Raw genomic sequence first — 13,710 nt, forward strand, 5'->3', positions numbered from 1 at the left:
CTGGTCATCGGGCGGCCCGCGCTGTACCGCGCGAGCCGCCCGACCCGTGTCCGCCGGGCGCGGCGGCCCGCGTCATCCGGGAGCCCAACTCGCGCACCGCCGCCACCAGTTCCTCAGGACCCCGGACGCGGAGGTCGAAGCCGGTCATCGCGAGGCGGACCGCCATCCACTCCACCGGTCCTGACGCGTTCGCCCGGAGCCGGCAGCCGCCGTCCGGCAGGGGTACGGGCCGCCCCACCGCGGCAGGCACCCGCGCGGCGACCTCCTCGACCGTCGCCGCGAACTCGACGTCCAGCTCGTACGCGGCCCCGCTCCCCGCCTCCATCGACCGGCGCAGATACTCCGCCGCGTCCCCCTCCGGCACCTCCCTCGGGGCGAACCGCGCCCCGGTGGCGAACGGCTCCGACACCCGGTCGACCCGGAACGTACGCCAGTCGTCGCGATCGATGTCGTACGCCACCAGGTACCAGCGGCGCCCCGTCGAGACCAGCCGGACCGGTTCCACCAGGCGGCGCGTCTCCGTGCCGTCGGCCGCGCGGTAGTGGAACCGGAGCCGTTCCGTGCCCGCCGCGGCCGATGCGATGACGGTCAGCGTCTCGGGTGCGATGGTGGCGCCGTCCCCCGAGGTCAGCGGGATGGTGGCCGCCTGGAGCGTGCTGACGCGGTGCCGCAGGCGGGACGGCAGCACCTGTTCCAGCTTGGCCAGCGCCCGCACCGAGGCCTCCTCGATGCCCTCCACCGCGTGCCCGGCGCCCGCCCGAAGTCCCACCGCGATCGCCACCGCCTCCTCGTCGTCGAGGACGAGCGGCGGCAGCGCCTTGCCCGCGATGAGCCGGTAGCCGCCGTCGGCGCCCATCGACGCCTGCACGGGATAGCCGAGGTCGCGCAGCCGGTCGATGTCCCTGCGTACGGTGCGGCGGGAGACCCGCAGCCGCTCAGCGAGCTCGCCGCCGGGCCATTCGCGCGGGGTCTGGAGCAGGGAGAGGAGTTGGAGCAACCGGGCCGGAGTGTCCGTACTGGTCGTCGTCATGCCCCCATGATGGCGCCCATCTAGGTCACGTCCTGACCTACAGCCGCCCTACGTTCCTGTCATGACCTCACCGACGACGGCTACGCCCGTACCGAAGGCCGCACCCGTACCAGCGGCGACGCGGACACCGCAGACGCCCGCGGCGGCACCCGAGACGCCGCCCAGCGACCGGCGGCGCTGGTTCGCCCTGGCCATCGTGATGACGGCCGCGTTCATGGACCTCGTCGACGTCACGATCGTCAACGTCGCCCTGCCCACCATCCAGCACGACGAGGGCGCCACCACCGGGCAGATCCAATGGATCACGGCCGGATACGCGCTCGCCTTCGCGGCGCTGCTGATCACGGGCGGCCGGCTCGGCGACATCTTCGGCCGCAAGCGACTCTTCCTTCTCGGCATCGCCGGGTTCACGCTGGCCTCCGCGCTGTGCGGCCTCGCCGCGAACCCGGAGATGCTGGTCGCCTCCCGCATCCTCCAGGGCGGCATGGCGGCGCTGATGGTGCCGCAGGTCCTGTCGATCGTGCACGCGACGTTCCCGGCGCACGAGCGCGGCAAGGTCTTCGGGCTGTTCGGCGCGATCGTCGGCCTCGGGGCCGTCACCGGACCGCTGCTCGGCGCGCTGCTGACGGAATGGAACATCGCGGGCCTCGAATGGCGGCCGATCTTCCTGATCAACCTGCCCGTCGGCCTCGCCGCCCTGTTCCTCGGCTCGCGCTTCATCACCGAGTCGAAGGCGCCGAAGGCGCTGAAGCTCGACCTCGTCGGCGTCGTCCTCGTCACCCTCGCCATGCTGGCCCTCGTCTACCCGCTGACCCAGGGCCGCGAGAACGGCTGGCCGGTCTGGGGCTACGTGATGATGGCGGCGTCCGTCGTGATCGTCGCCGTGCTGATCGCGTACGAGAGGGCGAAGATCCGGCGCGACGGCTCCCCGCTGATCGAGCTGTCCCTGTTCAAGGTCAAGAGCTTCGCCGCGGGCATCGCCGTGCAGACCGTCTTCGGCCTCACACTGGGCATCTTCTTCCTGACCTGGACGCTCTACATGCAGCTCGGTCTCGGCTGGAGCGCGCTGCGGGCGGGCGTGACCGGGGTGCCGTTCTCCCTCGCCGTCTCCGTCGCGGCCGGTCTCTCCGTGCAGAAGCTGGTCCCGCGCTTCGGCCGCAAGGTGCTTCAGGCGGGCGCGCTCACCATGGCCGCGGGGGTGCTCGTCTACGTCTGGGAGTCCGGCCACTACGGCCTGGGCATCGCCTCCTGGCAGATGGCCCTCCCGCTCGTCGTGATGGGCGCCGGCATGGGCCTGATCGTCGCCCCGCTGACGGACGCGATCCTCTCCGAGGTGCCGCGCGAGCACGCCGGTTCGGCCTCCGGGCTCATCAACACGGTCATGCAGATGGGCAACGCGCTCGGCCTCAGCCTGGTCTCGGTGATCTTCTTCAATGTCGTGGAGGACCACATGAAGCGGGGCGCGGGCAGCGCCGCCTTCATCGACGGTTTCCACACGTCCCTGCTGTGGGCCGCGGGCACCCTGGTCGGCATCTTCCTGCTCATGTTCGCCCTTCCCCGGAAGGCCGCGGCCGACGGGAACCAGTAGGACCAGTAGGACCAGTAGGACCGGTAGGACCAGTAGAGGGCGTGCTGCCTGCCTGCGCCTGCCGCCTACCTCTTGCCCTCGTGTCTGTTTGTGTCCGCGAGATGTCCGAACCTGTTTACATTGCGGATGTGTGGCCGTAACCTCAGGGTGAAGCCACACATTCGGGCATCCCGACGGGCAAGAACACAGGCAGACAGGCAGGTAGGCGGGCATGTACGCACCGGAGCGCCAGCAGGAGATCCTCCGCCTCGCACGCGACGGCGGACGGGTCGACGTCCTGTCGCTCGCCGAGGTGTTCCAGGTCACCGCCGAGACCATCCGGCGCGACCTGAAGGCCCTGGACCGGGCCGGTCTCCTGCGCCGGGTGCACGGCGGCGCCATCCCGGCCGGGCGGCTCGACTTCGAGCCCGACCTCGCCGAGCGCGAGGGCACCGCCGCCGACGAGAAGGACCGCATCGCCCGCGCCGCGCTCGCCGAACTGCCGGCCGAGGGCAGCGTCATCCTCGACGCCGGTTCGACGGTGGCCCGGCTGGCCGCGGCCCTCCCGCTGGAGTCCGCACTGACCGCCGTCACCCACTCGTTGCCGACCGCGGCCCGCCTCGCCGACCACCCCGGCATCCAGCTCCACCTCATCGGCGGCCGGGTCCGCCACCGGACCCGCGCCGCCGTCGACGCCTGGGCCCTGCGCGCGTACGGCGAGATCCGCGCGGACGTCGCCTTCGTCGCGGCGAACGGGTTCTCCGCCGCGGCCGGACTGACCACGCCCGACCTCGCCGAGGCCGCCGTGAAGCGTGCGGCCGTCGCCGCGGCCCGCCGGGTCGTGCTGCTCGCCGACTCCGGCAAGTTCGGCCAGGAGCACTTCGCCCGCTTCGGCGACCTCGCCGACGTCGACCTGCTCATCACGGACACCGGTCTCGGCCCCGAGGACGCCGCCGCGATCGAGGCGGGCGGCACGGAGGTGATCCGCGCGTGAACCCAGGCCCCCGCGGCGCCCCGCGCACGCGGACCACGGCACCCCTCGCAGGCACCCCACGAAAGCGGCGACCCCCGGCATGATCCTCACCGTCACCCCCAACCCGTCCCTCGACCGCACCTACGAGGTCCCCGGCCTCGACCGCGGCGAGGTCGTGCGCGCCACCCGCGAACGCATGGACCCGGGCGGCAAGGGCGTCAACGTCTCGCGGGCCGTCGCCGCCGCCGGCGCCACCACCCTGGCCGTACTGCCGCTCGGTGGCGCCCCCGGCGCCCTCGTCGCCGAACTCCTCGCCGAGCAGGGCATCGAGGTCGCCCCCGTCCCCGTCGCGGGCCACACCCGGTCGAACATCGCGCTCGCCGAGCCCGAAGGCACCCTCACGAAGATCAACGCCCCCGGGCCCGAACTCACCGCCGCGGAAGCCGCGGCGCTGCTCGACGCCGTCGGCGCCCATTCGGCGGGCGCCGACTGGATCGCCTGCTGCGGCAGCCTCCCGCGCGGCCTCGCACCGTCCTGGTACGCCGAGCTGGTGGCCCGCGCGCACGACGCGGGCGCCCGTATCGCCCTCGACACCTCAGGGCCCGCACTCCTGGCGGCCCTGCGCGAGCGCCCCGACGTGGTGAAGCCCAACGCCGAGGAGCTCGCCGAGGCCGTCGGCCGCCCGCTCGCCACGGTCGGCGACGCGGTCAAGGCGGCCGAGGAGCTACGGGAGTGGGGCGCGGGCTCCGTCCTCGCCTCGCTCGGCGCGGACGGACAGCTCCTCGTCGACGCCGCGGGCACCTGGTTCGCGAGCGCCCCGGTCGACGCCGTACGGAGCAACGTGGGCGCGGGCGACTCCTCCCTGGCCGGCTTCCTGATCGCGGGCGGGGCGGGGCCCGGGGCCCTGGCCTCGGCGGTCGCCCACGGCGCGGCGGCGGTCCAGCTACCGGGCAGCGCGATGCCGACCCCGGCCGACCTGGACCCGGACGCGGTGACGCTCACGCCGCAGGTCCCGATGGACCTGCCCCTGAAGGAGCCGGTGACGTGAGGACGCATGACGTGAAGTCCCCTGACGTGCAGTCCCGTGACGTGCAGTCCCCTGACGTGAAGTCCCGTGTGGTGGAGCGCAGCAGCCTCCCGACGAACCAGCAGACGCGTACGCGAAGGAGCCCGCGATGACCGCCGCCGAGATGATCACTGCGGACCTGGTCGACCTCGACCTGTCCGCCGACACCAAAGAGGCGGCGGCCCGCTCGCTGGCCGCACGCATGGTGGCCGAGGGCCGCGTCACCGACCTTGACGGCTTCCTCGCCGACGTCGCCGCGCGGGAGGCCCAGATGCCGACCGGCCTCGACGGCGGCATCGGCATCCCGCACTGCCGCAGCGCGCACGTCACCGAGCCGACCCTCGCGTTCGGCCGCGCGGCACAGGGCGTCGACTTCGGCGCGCCGGACGGGCCCGCCGATCTGATCTTCCTGATCGCGGCCCCGGCCGGCGCGGACGACGCCCACCTCACGATCCTCTCCTCGCTCGCCCGCCAGCTCATGGACGAGGACTTCAAGGCGGCGCTGCGTTCGGCGACCGACGCGGGGCGGACGGCGGCACTGATCCGCGGCGAGACCCCGGCGCCCGAGGAGACCCCGGCGCCCGAGGAGACCCCGACGCCCGAGGAGCGCTCGGCGGAGGCGGCCGGGCCGCGGTCCTCGGTGAAGGACGCCCCGTTCAAGATCGTGGCCGTCACCTCCTGCCCCACCGGCATCGCCCACACCTACATGGCGGCCGAGTCCCTGGAGAACACGGCCCGCGACACCGACGGCGTGGAGCTGGTGGTGGAGACGCAGGGCTCCGCGGGCTTCACCCGCCTCGCACCCGAGGTGATCGCCGCGGCGGACGGCGTGATCTTCGCCCATGATGTCCCCGTCCGCGAGAAGGAACGCTTCGCCGGCAAGCCCACGGTCGACGTCGGCGTCAAGGCCGGCATCAACCGCCCCGCCGCTCTCATCACCGAGGTACGGGAGAAGGCGGCCCGCGGCGAGGCGACGGACCCCGGCGCGACCCCGTTGTCCACACCTGTGGACAACTCCGGGGAATCTGCGGACGGTTACGGGACAAAGCTGCGCAAGTGGCTGATGTCGGGCGTCAGTTACATGGTGCCGTTCGTCGCAGCGGGCGGCCTGCTCATCGCGCTCGGTTTCGCGATCGGCGGGTACGAGGTCGCGGACGTCAAGGTCGAGACCCTGCTCGACAGCTTCGACTGGGGCTCCACGACCAGTTGGGCCGCGCTGCTGTTCTACACCGGCCAGGCGGCGTTCGCCTTCCTCGTCCCGGTCCTCGCGGGCTACATCGCGTACGGGATGGCGGACCGGCCGGGGCTCGTACCCGGTTTCGTCGGCGGGTCCATCGCACTGACCGTCAACGCGGGCTTCCTCGGCGGTCTCGCCGCCGGTCTCATCGCGGGCGGCGTCGTCATGGCGATCCAGCGGGTGAACGTGCCGGGTGTGCTGCGCGGCATCATGCCGGTCGTCGTGATCCCGCTGCTGTCCTCGATCGCCGTCGGGTTCCTGATGTTCGTGGTGATCGGCAAGCCGATCGCCTCCCTCCAGAGCGCCCTGACGGACTGGCTCAACTCCCTCTCCGGCGCCAACGCGGTCGTCCTCGGCGTGATCCTCGGTCTGATGATGTGCTTCGACCTCGGCGGCCCGCTCAACAAGGTGGCGTACGCCTTCGCGGTCGGCGGTCTCGCCGACCCGTCGGACGGCTCCCTGAAGGTCATGGCCGCCGCGATGGCCGCGGGCATGGTGCCGCCGCTGGCCATGGCGCTCGCCACCACGGTGCGCGGCAGGCTGTTCACGAAGGCCGAACGGGAGAACGGCAAGGCGGCATGGGTGCTGGGAGCCTCCTTCATCACCGAGGGCGCGATCCCGTTCGCCGCGGCCGACCCGCTGCGCGTCATCCCCGCCTCCATGGCGGGCGGCGCGGTCACCGGCGCCCTGTCGATGGCCTTCGGCTGCACCCTGCGGGCCCCGCACGGCGGCATCTTCGTGGTCCCGCTGATCGGCAACCCGTTCCTGTATCTGGTCGCGGTCGCGGCCGGTGTCTGTGTCGCGACGGCCCTGGTCGTCGTCCTCAAGGGCATGCGCAGGACGGAGTCCGGCACGGCGACCGGCACCGACGGCGCGGAGGCGACGACGGGCACCGACCCGAAGGTGCCGGCGGCCGTGTGACGCCCCCTGGGTGAGGCGGAGGTCGGAACTGTCCGTTCCTGCGAGATACGTCACGGTCCGGGGCTATTGGCCCGGACCGTGGTGTTCACTGGAACGCATGCCTGAGCACGTGTCGTTCCTTCAGCAGATAGGTCTGGTGATGCTCGCGGTCGCCGGCGTGGCATGGGTGGTCGGCCTGGTCCGGCTGGTGCGCGTCGTCGCTCTCGCCCCGCCCCGACCGCGGACCCGGTCGCTGGGCGTGCTGCCGGGCCAGTCGCGGGCGCCCGCGCTGGAGTCGGTCCCGCTGACCGCCGACGAGCAGGACGCGTTCGCCGGGCTGGTGCGACAGTTCGGGCGGAACTGAGTCCGGCCTCCGGCCTCCGGGGCGACTCCGCCCCCTGAGCTGAACCGGCCCCCTGGACCGAATCGGACCCTGGCTTCTCAGGCGCTCGTCCGGCGCGTCGCCGCCCGGTGCTCGATCGCCGCGCGCGCCGCCTCCTGCGTCGGATACACCTCGCACATGTGGCGGCCGTCCGGCGTCGCCGTGTGCTCGACCTCCCACAGGCTGACCTCGCTCCCGTCCCGCAGCAGGAACGCGTGCTCGTACAGGGCGAATCCCTGGTTGACGCGGCGGCCGAACGCCTGCGTGATCTGGTGCGCGCACGCCTCCCGCAGCAGCCCCACGGTGCCGGGGCCCGGCCGGGTCCCCGGGTCCGGGTTCTCCGCGCGGCGCAGCAGCCGACGCGCGTGGTCCACGGTGCTGTCCGGGTCCGAGGGGCCGAAGTGGCGCCGCTCGGGCGCGACCGCCGACAGTCGCGCGGGGACGAGGGGCACCTGGATGTCGAAGTCCGGCGCGGCCTCGGGGGGCAACGGCAACCGGCTCGTCGCCAGATGCAACTCGTCCTCGGTCACGTAGATCTCGTGCTGCTCCCTGCCGTCCCGGCCCGTGTTGTGCACCAGCTCCCAGAGCGTGACGGCACTGCCGTCGGCGAGGAGCCAGGTGTGCCGGTACGTCTCCCGGTGCCGGCCCGCGCTGTGGTGGGCCGAGTGCAGGGAACCGGCGTACGCGAGCGCGCTGTCGAGCAGGTGCAGGGTCTCGTCGGGCAGTTCGAAGGAGTTCAGGGCACGGCCGAGCAGTTGCGTCAGGTACTCATCAGGCGACGAGGGGGACGAGGCGGACGACGCGGCGTCGAACTCGTGGTCGTACGGAACGCTCAAGGCACCTCCCGGCATTGCTGCATGTCACCTTGTGGGTGCATACCGTAGCCCCTGCGTCCGACATCATGTCCCTGAAATTGCAAACGGGGAACGGGAATTGGGAAACCTGCCTGCACAACGCGCGCCCCACGCGGAAGGTTCCCGCGCGGGGCGCGCTGTCCCGCCCTGCCGCTTGTGCTGATCCGCCCTGGTGGGAGGGGGTCAGACGGCGCTGTCGGCCGTCCACTGGCTCCAGCTCAGGTTCCAGCCGTTGAGGCCGTTGTCGGGGGCGATCGTTTTGTCGGGGGAGTTCTTCATGACCACGACGTCACCGACGAGCGAGTTGTCGAAGAACCACTTGGCGGTCGTGTCGCCGCCCGCGCCCTTGACGTCGCGCATGCCCACGCAGCCGTGGCTGGTGCCCTGGGCGCCGAAGATGCCCGGCGCACTCCAGTAGTTGCCGTGGATGAACGTCCCGGACTGCGACAGGCGCATCGCGTGCGGCACGTCCGGGATGTCGTACTCGCCGCCGAACCCGACCGTCGAGCCGTTCATCCGCGTCTGCACGAACTTCTCGGAAATCACCATCTGGCCGTTGTACGTGGGGTGCTGGGCGCTGCCCGTCGAGACCGGGACGGTCTTGACGGTCTGCCCGTCCCGTACGACCGTCATCTGCTGCGTGTGCGCGTCGACCGTGGAGACCTGCTTGCGGCCGACGGTGAAGGTGACCGTCTTGTCCTGCACGCCGTGGATGCCGTTCGCCCCCTCGACGCCGTCGAGGTCGATCTTCATGGTGACCTTGGAGCCGGCCTTCCAGTAGTCCTGCGGCCGGAAGTCCAGACGCTGGGCGCCGAACCAGTGGCCGACGACCTGCTGCCCGCTGCTGGAGGTGACCGTGATGTGCGACTGCACGGCCTTCTTCTCCGTGATCGCCTTGTCGAACGTGAACGACACCGGCATGCCGACGCCGACCGTCGCACCGTTGTCCGGCGTGTAGGTACCGACGAAGCTGTTCGCGCTCGAAACGGTCGAGAAGATCGAGTTGGCCGCGGCCGTGTGCCCGTCCCCGTCCTTGGCGGTGGCGGAGAGGCGGTACTTGGTGCCGCGCTCCAACTGCTCCTTCGGCTTCCAGGACGCGCCGCTCTTGGCGATCGTGCCCGGGACCTGCTTGCCGGAGGCGGCCTCGACCATCTTCACGTCGGTGAGCTTGCCGTCGCGGACCTTGACGCCGGTCGCGTTGATGGACGCGCCCGTGGAACCGTCCTTGGCCGAGATCGTGATCTGCGGGGCGTCCTGCGCGCTGCTCTTGCCGTCCTTGTCCGCGTCGGCGTTGGCGCTGCCGCCGCAGGCCGTGAGGGTGAGGGCGCCGAGGGCGAGGGTGGCGCACGCGACGGCCAGGTTCTGCCTTCTCACGGTCTGCTCCTGTTCATGTTGCTCTGAGGGTCTTCGGTGGCGTTCAGCTTCTTTGCTGCTCTTCGCGGGCTTCCCGGCGGTTGCCGTGGTTGCCCGATGTGTGGAGAGAGCCCGAGACGCCTGGAGAGGTTCCTTCCGCTTGTTGTGAAGGTGGACACAGGGACAGTTCTGTTACGTAGCGGGACCCGTCACGCCCCCGGAGGCGCATAGAGGTCGCTATAGGACAGGTACGTGCCGCCGGGGCCGTGGACCGACTCCGCCGCGCGCACGGCCCGTACGATCGCGCGCGTCACCAGGTCCGCGCCGGTGGCCAGGATCTCGTTGAGCGCGAGCGGGTTCGCGGCGTCGAGCGGGTGTGCGCCGGTAGCGAGGGCGAAGACCGTGTCACCGTCGTTGAGCAGATGCACGGGGCGGACGGCGCGCGCGATCCCGTCGTGCGCGGTGCCCGCGACCTTCTGCGCCTGTGCGCGGCTGAGATCGGCGTCGGTGGCGACGACGGCGAGGGTGGTGTTGAGCGGCGGCGGGGTCGGGTCCGCGAGGGGCAGAGGGGTGTTCGCCGCCGTGGCGGCGGCCAACCGGTCGCTCGCCGCCCGGTGCACACCGGGCGCGGGGTACGTCACAGGTCCCCGGCCCGCGAAGAACTCCCCGTACAACGCCCCGGTCGCCGGATCCAGCGCCGAACCCGCCGCATTGGCGACCACCAGCGCGCTCACCGTGATCCCCGAGCCGAGCACGGCGGACGCCGTGCCGACACCGCCGCGCAAGGGCCCGACGAGCGCCCCGGTGCCCGCGCCCACATTCCCCTCCGGCACAGGGGAGCACGGATCCGTCGCCGCCGCGGCGGCCACCGCGGCGCGGCCCGTCGCGGCATCCGGGCGCGCACCCCAGTCGCCGCCACGGCCGAGGTCGAAGACGCAGGCCGCGGGGACCACCGGGACGACGCGCCCCGGCCCGCCCGCCGGGACCCCACGGCCGTGCTCCTCCAGCCAGGCCATCACGCCGGACGCGGAGTCGAGCCCGTACGCGCTGCCGCCCGTCAGGACGATCGCCTCGATGCGCTGCACCAGGTTGCGCGGGTCGAGCGCGTCCGTCTCCCGGGTGCCGGGGCCGCCGCCGCGCACATCGACGGCGGTGACCGCGCCGCCCTCGGGGGCGAGCACGACGGTGGTCCCGGTCAGAAATCCGTCCCCGACGCGGGTGGCATGCCCGACCCGCACGCCGGTCACGTCGGTGAGGGCGTTGTTGAACGTCGTCGTCATGTGCCTTGCGTAGCACGGGATGCGCCGTGCGTAGCCTGCGCGGCGCCGTACGTAGCCCGCGCGGCGCCTAGAGGTGGGCGCCTCTGTCCTCCGTCTTCTGCCTCCTGTTCTCCGGGCGCCTCTGTCCTCGGCCGAAGACCGGCGCCGGGACGTACCCTGGATTCATGAGTGACGCCCCCCGGCCCGAGCCGCGAGACCCGAAGGCCGCGCTGATCTTCGACGATCCGCTGACGGCCCAGTCCGCCGACGACACGGACCGCGGCTGGGGCGAGCGACCCACGGCCGGTGACAGCGGCGCCGCCGACCTGGCCCGCTTCCTCGACGAGAAGCCGCCCCACCACATCTGAGGCCCCGCCGGGGTGGGCGGGCGGGTCTCAGGCGGACAGACCCTAGGACTCGGGGTGTCCCGAGCCGCCGCGCTGCGCCACGAGCGTGTCGCGGATCTCCTTGAGCACTTCCAGCTCGGAGACCTCGATGGTCTCCTGCGCCCCTTCCTTCGCCGCCTTGCGCGCGGCCTGCCGGGCCAGGTACTTGGCCATCGGCAGCACCATCAGGAAGTAGACGACCGCGGCCGTGATGAGGAAGGCGAGCGCCGCGCTGAGGACCGAGCCCCACAGGATCTCGATGCCGTCGTCGCCGGTGCACGGGCCCTTCAGGCAGGACGTGTAGCCCTCCAGGTCCTGGGTGCCGAAGGCGCCGACGATCGGGTTGATGACGCCCTTCACCACCGCGTTCACGATGTTGGTGAACGCGGCACCGATGACGACCGCGACCGCCAGATCGATCACGTTGCCGCGCATCAGGAAGGTCTTGAAGCCCTCCCACAGGCTCGGCTGTTTCTTCTCGCTCACCAAGGGGCCTTTCGTCACGTGCGCCGGGTCCGGAGCAAACGGCTTCGCAACCTACGACAGCACGGGTCAGACCTGTCCAATCCGGTAACTCGATCGAGGGACGGGGCGATGACACGTACGCCGCCACGGCTTTCGCCCAGGCCCGCACGCGTGCCCTCACCACAACGTCACCGCCAGGCGGGAGTTGGCCCCGGCGCCCGCGAGCCGCACGGCCGTGGCACGGCCCACCGACAGCACCACCAGCGATCCGCCCGCGGCCATGGGCGCACCCGCCTGGTCCGGGGTCGTCCCCTCCTCGGGCACCTCCGGTACGGATGTCACCCGGGCCCGCGAGGCGAGGACCCGCACGCCGGGCCTGCCGTCCGCCCGCGCCGCCACCACATCCACCCGGTCGCCCGGCCGCAGCAGCCGCACCGCCCCCGCGTCCGCGATCCGCACCGGCGCCGACACCGAGACCGACACGGCGGGCTCACGCGCCCGCTCCCCGGGCGGCGACTGCGCCCTCTCGTGCCCCGGCCCCGCGTCGGACGAGGGCACCCCTGCCGCCAGCGCCGCCGCGGCCAGGGCGAGGCCCGCGACGACGGCCGGCCCGCGCCGACGCCGCCCCGCCCGTCCGGGCCGCCACCGCGGGCCCCGTACGCGTACGGGAGGGAAGGAGGGCACCTCGGACGTCGGGGGAGTGCTGAGCTGGGCCGGGAGAGTCGTCGCGGACATGGCCGTCACCGCCTGTGGGTCGGGTCGGATGGGTGACGGGGGTCATCCCGTCGCACCGACCACGATCCACCTCTCCGCCGCCGCCCGCTGAGCCCCGTGTACTACCGCCGGGTTGTGGACAACTCCGTCACCCACAAGGCGAAACCGGGCGCCGACCGAGCTGTCGTGACTGCCCCGGCTGTCGTGACTGACCCGGCCGTTTCGACCGGTCGAGCCGTCGTGACCGAACCGGCTGTCGTGACTGACCGAGCCGTCGTGACTGACCCGGCCGTCTCGACCGACCGAGCCGTCGTGACTGACCGAGCCGTCGTGACTGACCGAGCCGTCGTGACTGACCAGGCCGTCGCGACCGACCGAGCCGTCGCGACCGCCCCGGCTGTCGCGACCGCCCCGGCTGTCGCGACTGACCCGGCTGTCTCGACCGCCCCGGCCACCTCGACCGCCCCGGCCACCTCGACCGCCCCGGCCACCTCGACCGCCCCGGCCACCTCAACCGCCCCGGCCGTAGCGACCGACCCGGCCACCTCAACCGCCCCGGCCACCTCAACCGCCCCGGCCACCTCGACCGGTTCAAGCACTGCGCGTCACGGCAGCCGGATCCCCGGGTTCATGCCCCCGAGCGCCCCGGTGCACAGACAGTCCCGCTCCTCGGTGGTCGGCAAGCCCGCGACCGCGTCGAACAGCACCGTCCGCAGGCGGCCCACGTTCGCCGCGAACACCTTGAGCACCTCGTCGTGCGAGACGCCCTCACCGGTCTCGGCGCCGGCGTCGAGATCCGTGACGAGGGTCAAGGACGTGTAGCAGAGCTCCAGTTCACGGGCGAGCATCGCCTCCGGGTGCCCGGTCATGCCGACCACCGACCAGCCCATCGCGGCGTGCCACCGCGATTCGGCGCGGGTCGAGAAGCGCGGGCCCTCGACCACGACGAGCGTGCCGCCGTCCACGGGCTCCCAGTCCTTGCCGCGCGCGGCCTTCACGGCGACCTTGCGGCCCGTCGGGCAGTACGGGTCGGCGGGCGAGACGTGCACGACGTTCGGCACGGTCCCGTCCGGCAGCGGCAACCCGTCGAAGTAGGTTTGCGCCCGCGACTTCGTACGGTCGACGAACTGGTCCGGCACCAGCAGCGTCCCCGGCCCGTACTCCGGCCGGAGCCCGCCGACCGCGCAGGGGCCGAGGACCTGGCGTACGCCCACCGAGCGCAGCGCCCACAGATTGGCGCGGTAGTTGATGCGGTGCGGCGGCAGATGGTGGCCGCGCCCGTGGCGGGGCAGGAAGGCGACGCGGCGCCCGGCGACCTCCCCCAGGAAGAGCGAGTCGCTGGGAGGCCCGTAGGGGGTGTCCACCTGGACCTCGGTCACGTCGTCGAGGAACGAGTAGAAGCCGGAGCCGCCGATCACGCCGATCTCGGCATCGGCACGGGTGTTCGCGTTGGTCGCCATGGTCAGCACAGTAACCAAGGGCGGAAACGCCGAGGACCCCGCCGTCGGGGACGGCGGGGTCTGG

13 protein-coding genes are annotated in these 13,710 nt (G+C 72.5%); 6 read left to right on the forward strand and 7 right to left on the reverse strand.

The genetic code is table 11. The features are described 5' to 3' along the window. Positions 1–4 precede the first annotated feature (4 nt). Positions 5–1,030 carry a helix-turn-helix transcriptional regulator gene (locus ACIRF8_RS27825; protein ID WP_404218945.1) on the reverse strand — a complete coding sequence of 342 codons (1,026 nt, stop codon included), beginning with the start codon at positions 1,028–1,030 and terminating at the stop codon, positions 5–7. 61 nt (positions 1,031–1,091) lie between these two features. Here ACIRF8_RS27825 and ACIRF8_RS27830 point away from each other — a divergent pair, with 61 nt between their 5' ends. The 5 genes from ACIRF8_RS27830 (at position 1,092) to ACIRF8_RS27850 (ending at position 7,137) form a co-directional block, all read left to right on the forward strand. Then, entirely contained in the window at positions 1,092–2,618 is a 1,527-nt protein-coding gene (locus tag ACIRF8_RS27830) for an MFS transporter (protein WP_404218947.1), read from the forward strand. 211 nt (positions 2,619–2,829) lie between these two features. Continuing rightward, the gene (locus ACIRF8_RS27835; RefSeq protein ID WP_404218948.1) at positions 2,830–3,591 is read left to right on the forward strand and encodes a DeoR/GlpR family DNA-binding transcription regulator; all 762 of its coding nucleotides are present in this window, start codon (positions 2,830–2,832) and stop codon (positions 3,589–3,591) included. 79 nt (positions 3,592–3,670) lie between these two features. Further along, on the forward strand, positions 3,671–4,618 hold the full coding sequence (gene pfkB / locus ACIRF8_RS27840; protein ID WP_404218950.1) for a 1-phosphofructokinase: 948 nt from the start codon (positions 3,671–3,673) through the stop codon (positions 4,616–4,618). A 127-nt stretch (positions 4,619–4,745) separates the two neighbouring features. Then, on the forward strand, positions 4,746–6,794 hold the full coding sequence (locus ACIRF8_RS27845; protein WP_404218952.1) for a fructose-specific PTS transporter subunit EIIC: 2,049 nt from the start codon (positions 4,746–4,748) through the stop codon (positions 6,792–6,794). A gap of 97 nt (positions 6,795–6,891) precedes the next feature. Further along, a complete protein-coding gene (locus tag ACIRF8_RS27850; RefSeq protein ID WP_404218954.1) occupies positions 6,892–7,137 on the forward strand; it encodes a hypothetical protein in 246 nt (81 codons plus the stop codon). A gap of 77 nt (positions 7,138–7,214) precedes the next feature. Here ACIRF8_RS27850 and ACIRF8_RS27855 read toward each other — a convergent pair whose 3' ends face one another. The 3 genes from ACIRF8_RS27855 to ACIRF8_RS27865 all read right to left on the reverse strand — a co-directional run bounded on the left by ACIRF8_RS27855 (position 7,215) and on the right by ACIRF8_RS27865 (position 10,642). Then, a complete protein-coding gene (locus ACIRF8_RS27855) occupies positions 7,215–7,991 on the reverse strand; it encodes a DUF6227 family protein (RefSeq protein WP_404218955.1) in 777 nt (258 codons plus the stop codon). 201 nt (positions 7,992–8,192) lie between these two features. Next, complete coding sequence (locus ACIRF8_RS27860; RefSeq protein ID WP_404218957.1) at positions 8,193–9,383, reverse strand: Ig-like domain-containing protein; 1,191 nt, start codon at positions 9,381–9,383, stop codon at positions 8,193–8,195. A 188-nt stretch (positions 9,384–9,571) separates the two neighbouring features. Beyond that, complete coding sequence (locus ACIRF8_RS27865; RefSeq protein ID WP_404218959.1) at positions 9,572–10,642, reverse strand: P1 family peptidase; 1,071 nt, start codon at positions 10,640–10,642, stop codon at positions 9,572–9,574. Positions 10,643–10,806: 164 nt separating this feature from the next. Between ACIRF8_RS27865 and ACIRF8_RS27870 the strand changes: the two genes are divergently transcribed. Next, positions 10,807–10,989 carry a hypothetical protein gene (locus ACIRF8_RS27870; protein ID WP_404218961.1) on the forward strand — a complete coding sequence of 61 codons (183 nt, stop codon included), beginning with the start codon at positions 10,807–10,809 and terminating at the stop codon, positions 10,987–10,989. Between the two features lie 42 nt (positions 10,990–11,031). On the opposite strand, the gene mscL is transcribed toward ACIRF8_RS27870, so the two are convergent. The 3 genes from mscL to ACIRF8_RS27885 all read right to left on the reverse strand — a co-directional run bounded on the left by mscL (position 11,032) and on the right by ACIRF8_RS27885 (position 13,646). Next, positions 11,032–11,493, reverse strand: a complete 462-nt coding sequence (gene mscL, locus ACIRF8_RS27875; protein ID WP_404218964.1) for a large conductance mechanosensitive channel protein MscL — start codon at positions 11,491–11,493, stop codon at positions 11,032–11,034. Positions 11,494–11,649: 156 nt separating this feature from the next. After that, the gene (locus ACIRF8_RS27880; RefSeq protein WP_404218966.1) at positions 11,650–12,207 is read right to left on the reverse strand and encodes an RcpC/CpaB family pilus assembly protein; all 558 of its coding nucleotides are present in this window, start codon (positions 12,205–12,207) and stop codon (positions 11,650–11,652) included. A gap of 584 nt (positions 12,208–12,791) precedes the next feature. Further along, on the reverse strand, positions 12,792–13,646 hold the full coding sequence (locus ACIRF8_RS27885) for an S-methyl-5'-thioadenosine phosphorylase (RefSeq protein ID WP_404218969.1): 855 nt from the start codon (positions 13,644–13,646) through the stop codon (positions 12,792–12,794). Positions 13,647–13,710 lie beyond the last annotated feature (64 nt).

It is taken from the genome of Streptomyces sp. NPDC102406, from assembly GCF_044765725.1.
Taxonomy (GTDB): Bacteria; Actinomycetota; Actinomycetes; order Streptomycetales; family Streptomycetaceae; genus Streptomyces.

What these genes read in the sequence shown, in the direction of transcription:
- ACIRF8_RS27825 (WP_404218945.1), bottom strand. Translation starts at nt 1,030, where the DNA reads ATGACGACGACCAGTACGGACACTCCGGCCCGGTTGCTCCAACTCCTC.
- ACIRF8_RS27830 (WP_404218947.1), top strand. Translation starts at nt 1,092, where the DNA reads ATGACCTCACCGACGACGGCTACGCCCGTACCGAAGGCCGCACCCGTA.
- ACIRF8_RS27835 (WP_404218948.1), top strand. Translation starts at nt 2,830, where the DNA reads ATGTACGCACCGGAGCGCCAGCAGGAGATCCTCCGCCTCGCACGCGAC.
- pfkB (WP_404218950.1), top strand. Translation starts at nt 3,671, where the DNA reads ATGATCCTCACCGTCACCCCCAACCCGTCCCTCGACCGCACCTACGAG.
- ACIRF8_RS27845 (WP_404218952.1), top strand. Translation starts at nt 4,746, where the DNA reads ATGACCGCCGCCGAGATGATCACTGCGGACCTGGTCGACCTCGACCTG.
- ACIRF8_RS27850 (WP_404218954.1), top strand. Translation starts at nt 6,892, where the DNA reads ATGCCTGAGCACGTGTCGTTCCTTCAGCAGATAGGTCTGGTGATGCTC.
- ACIRF8_RS27865 (WP_404218959.1), bottom strand. Translation starts at nt 10,642, where the DNA reads ATGACGACGACGTTCAACAACGCCCTCACCGACGTGACCGGCGTGCGG.
- ACIRF8_RS27870 (WP_404218961.1), top strand. Translation starts at nt 10,807, where the DNA reads ATGAGTGACGCCCCCCGGCCCGAGCCGCGAGACCCGAAGGCCGCGCTG.
- ACIRF8_RS27880 (WP_404218966.1), bottom strand. Translation starts at nt 12,207, where the DNA reads ATGTCCGCGACGACTCTCCCGGCCCAGCTCAGCACTCCCCCGACGTCC.
- ACIRF8_RS27885 (WP_404218969.1), bottom strand. Translation starts at nt 13,646, where the DNA reads ATGGCGACCAACGCGAACACCCGTGCCGATGCCGAGATCGGCGTGATC.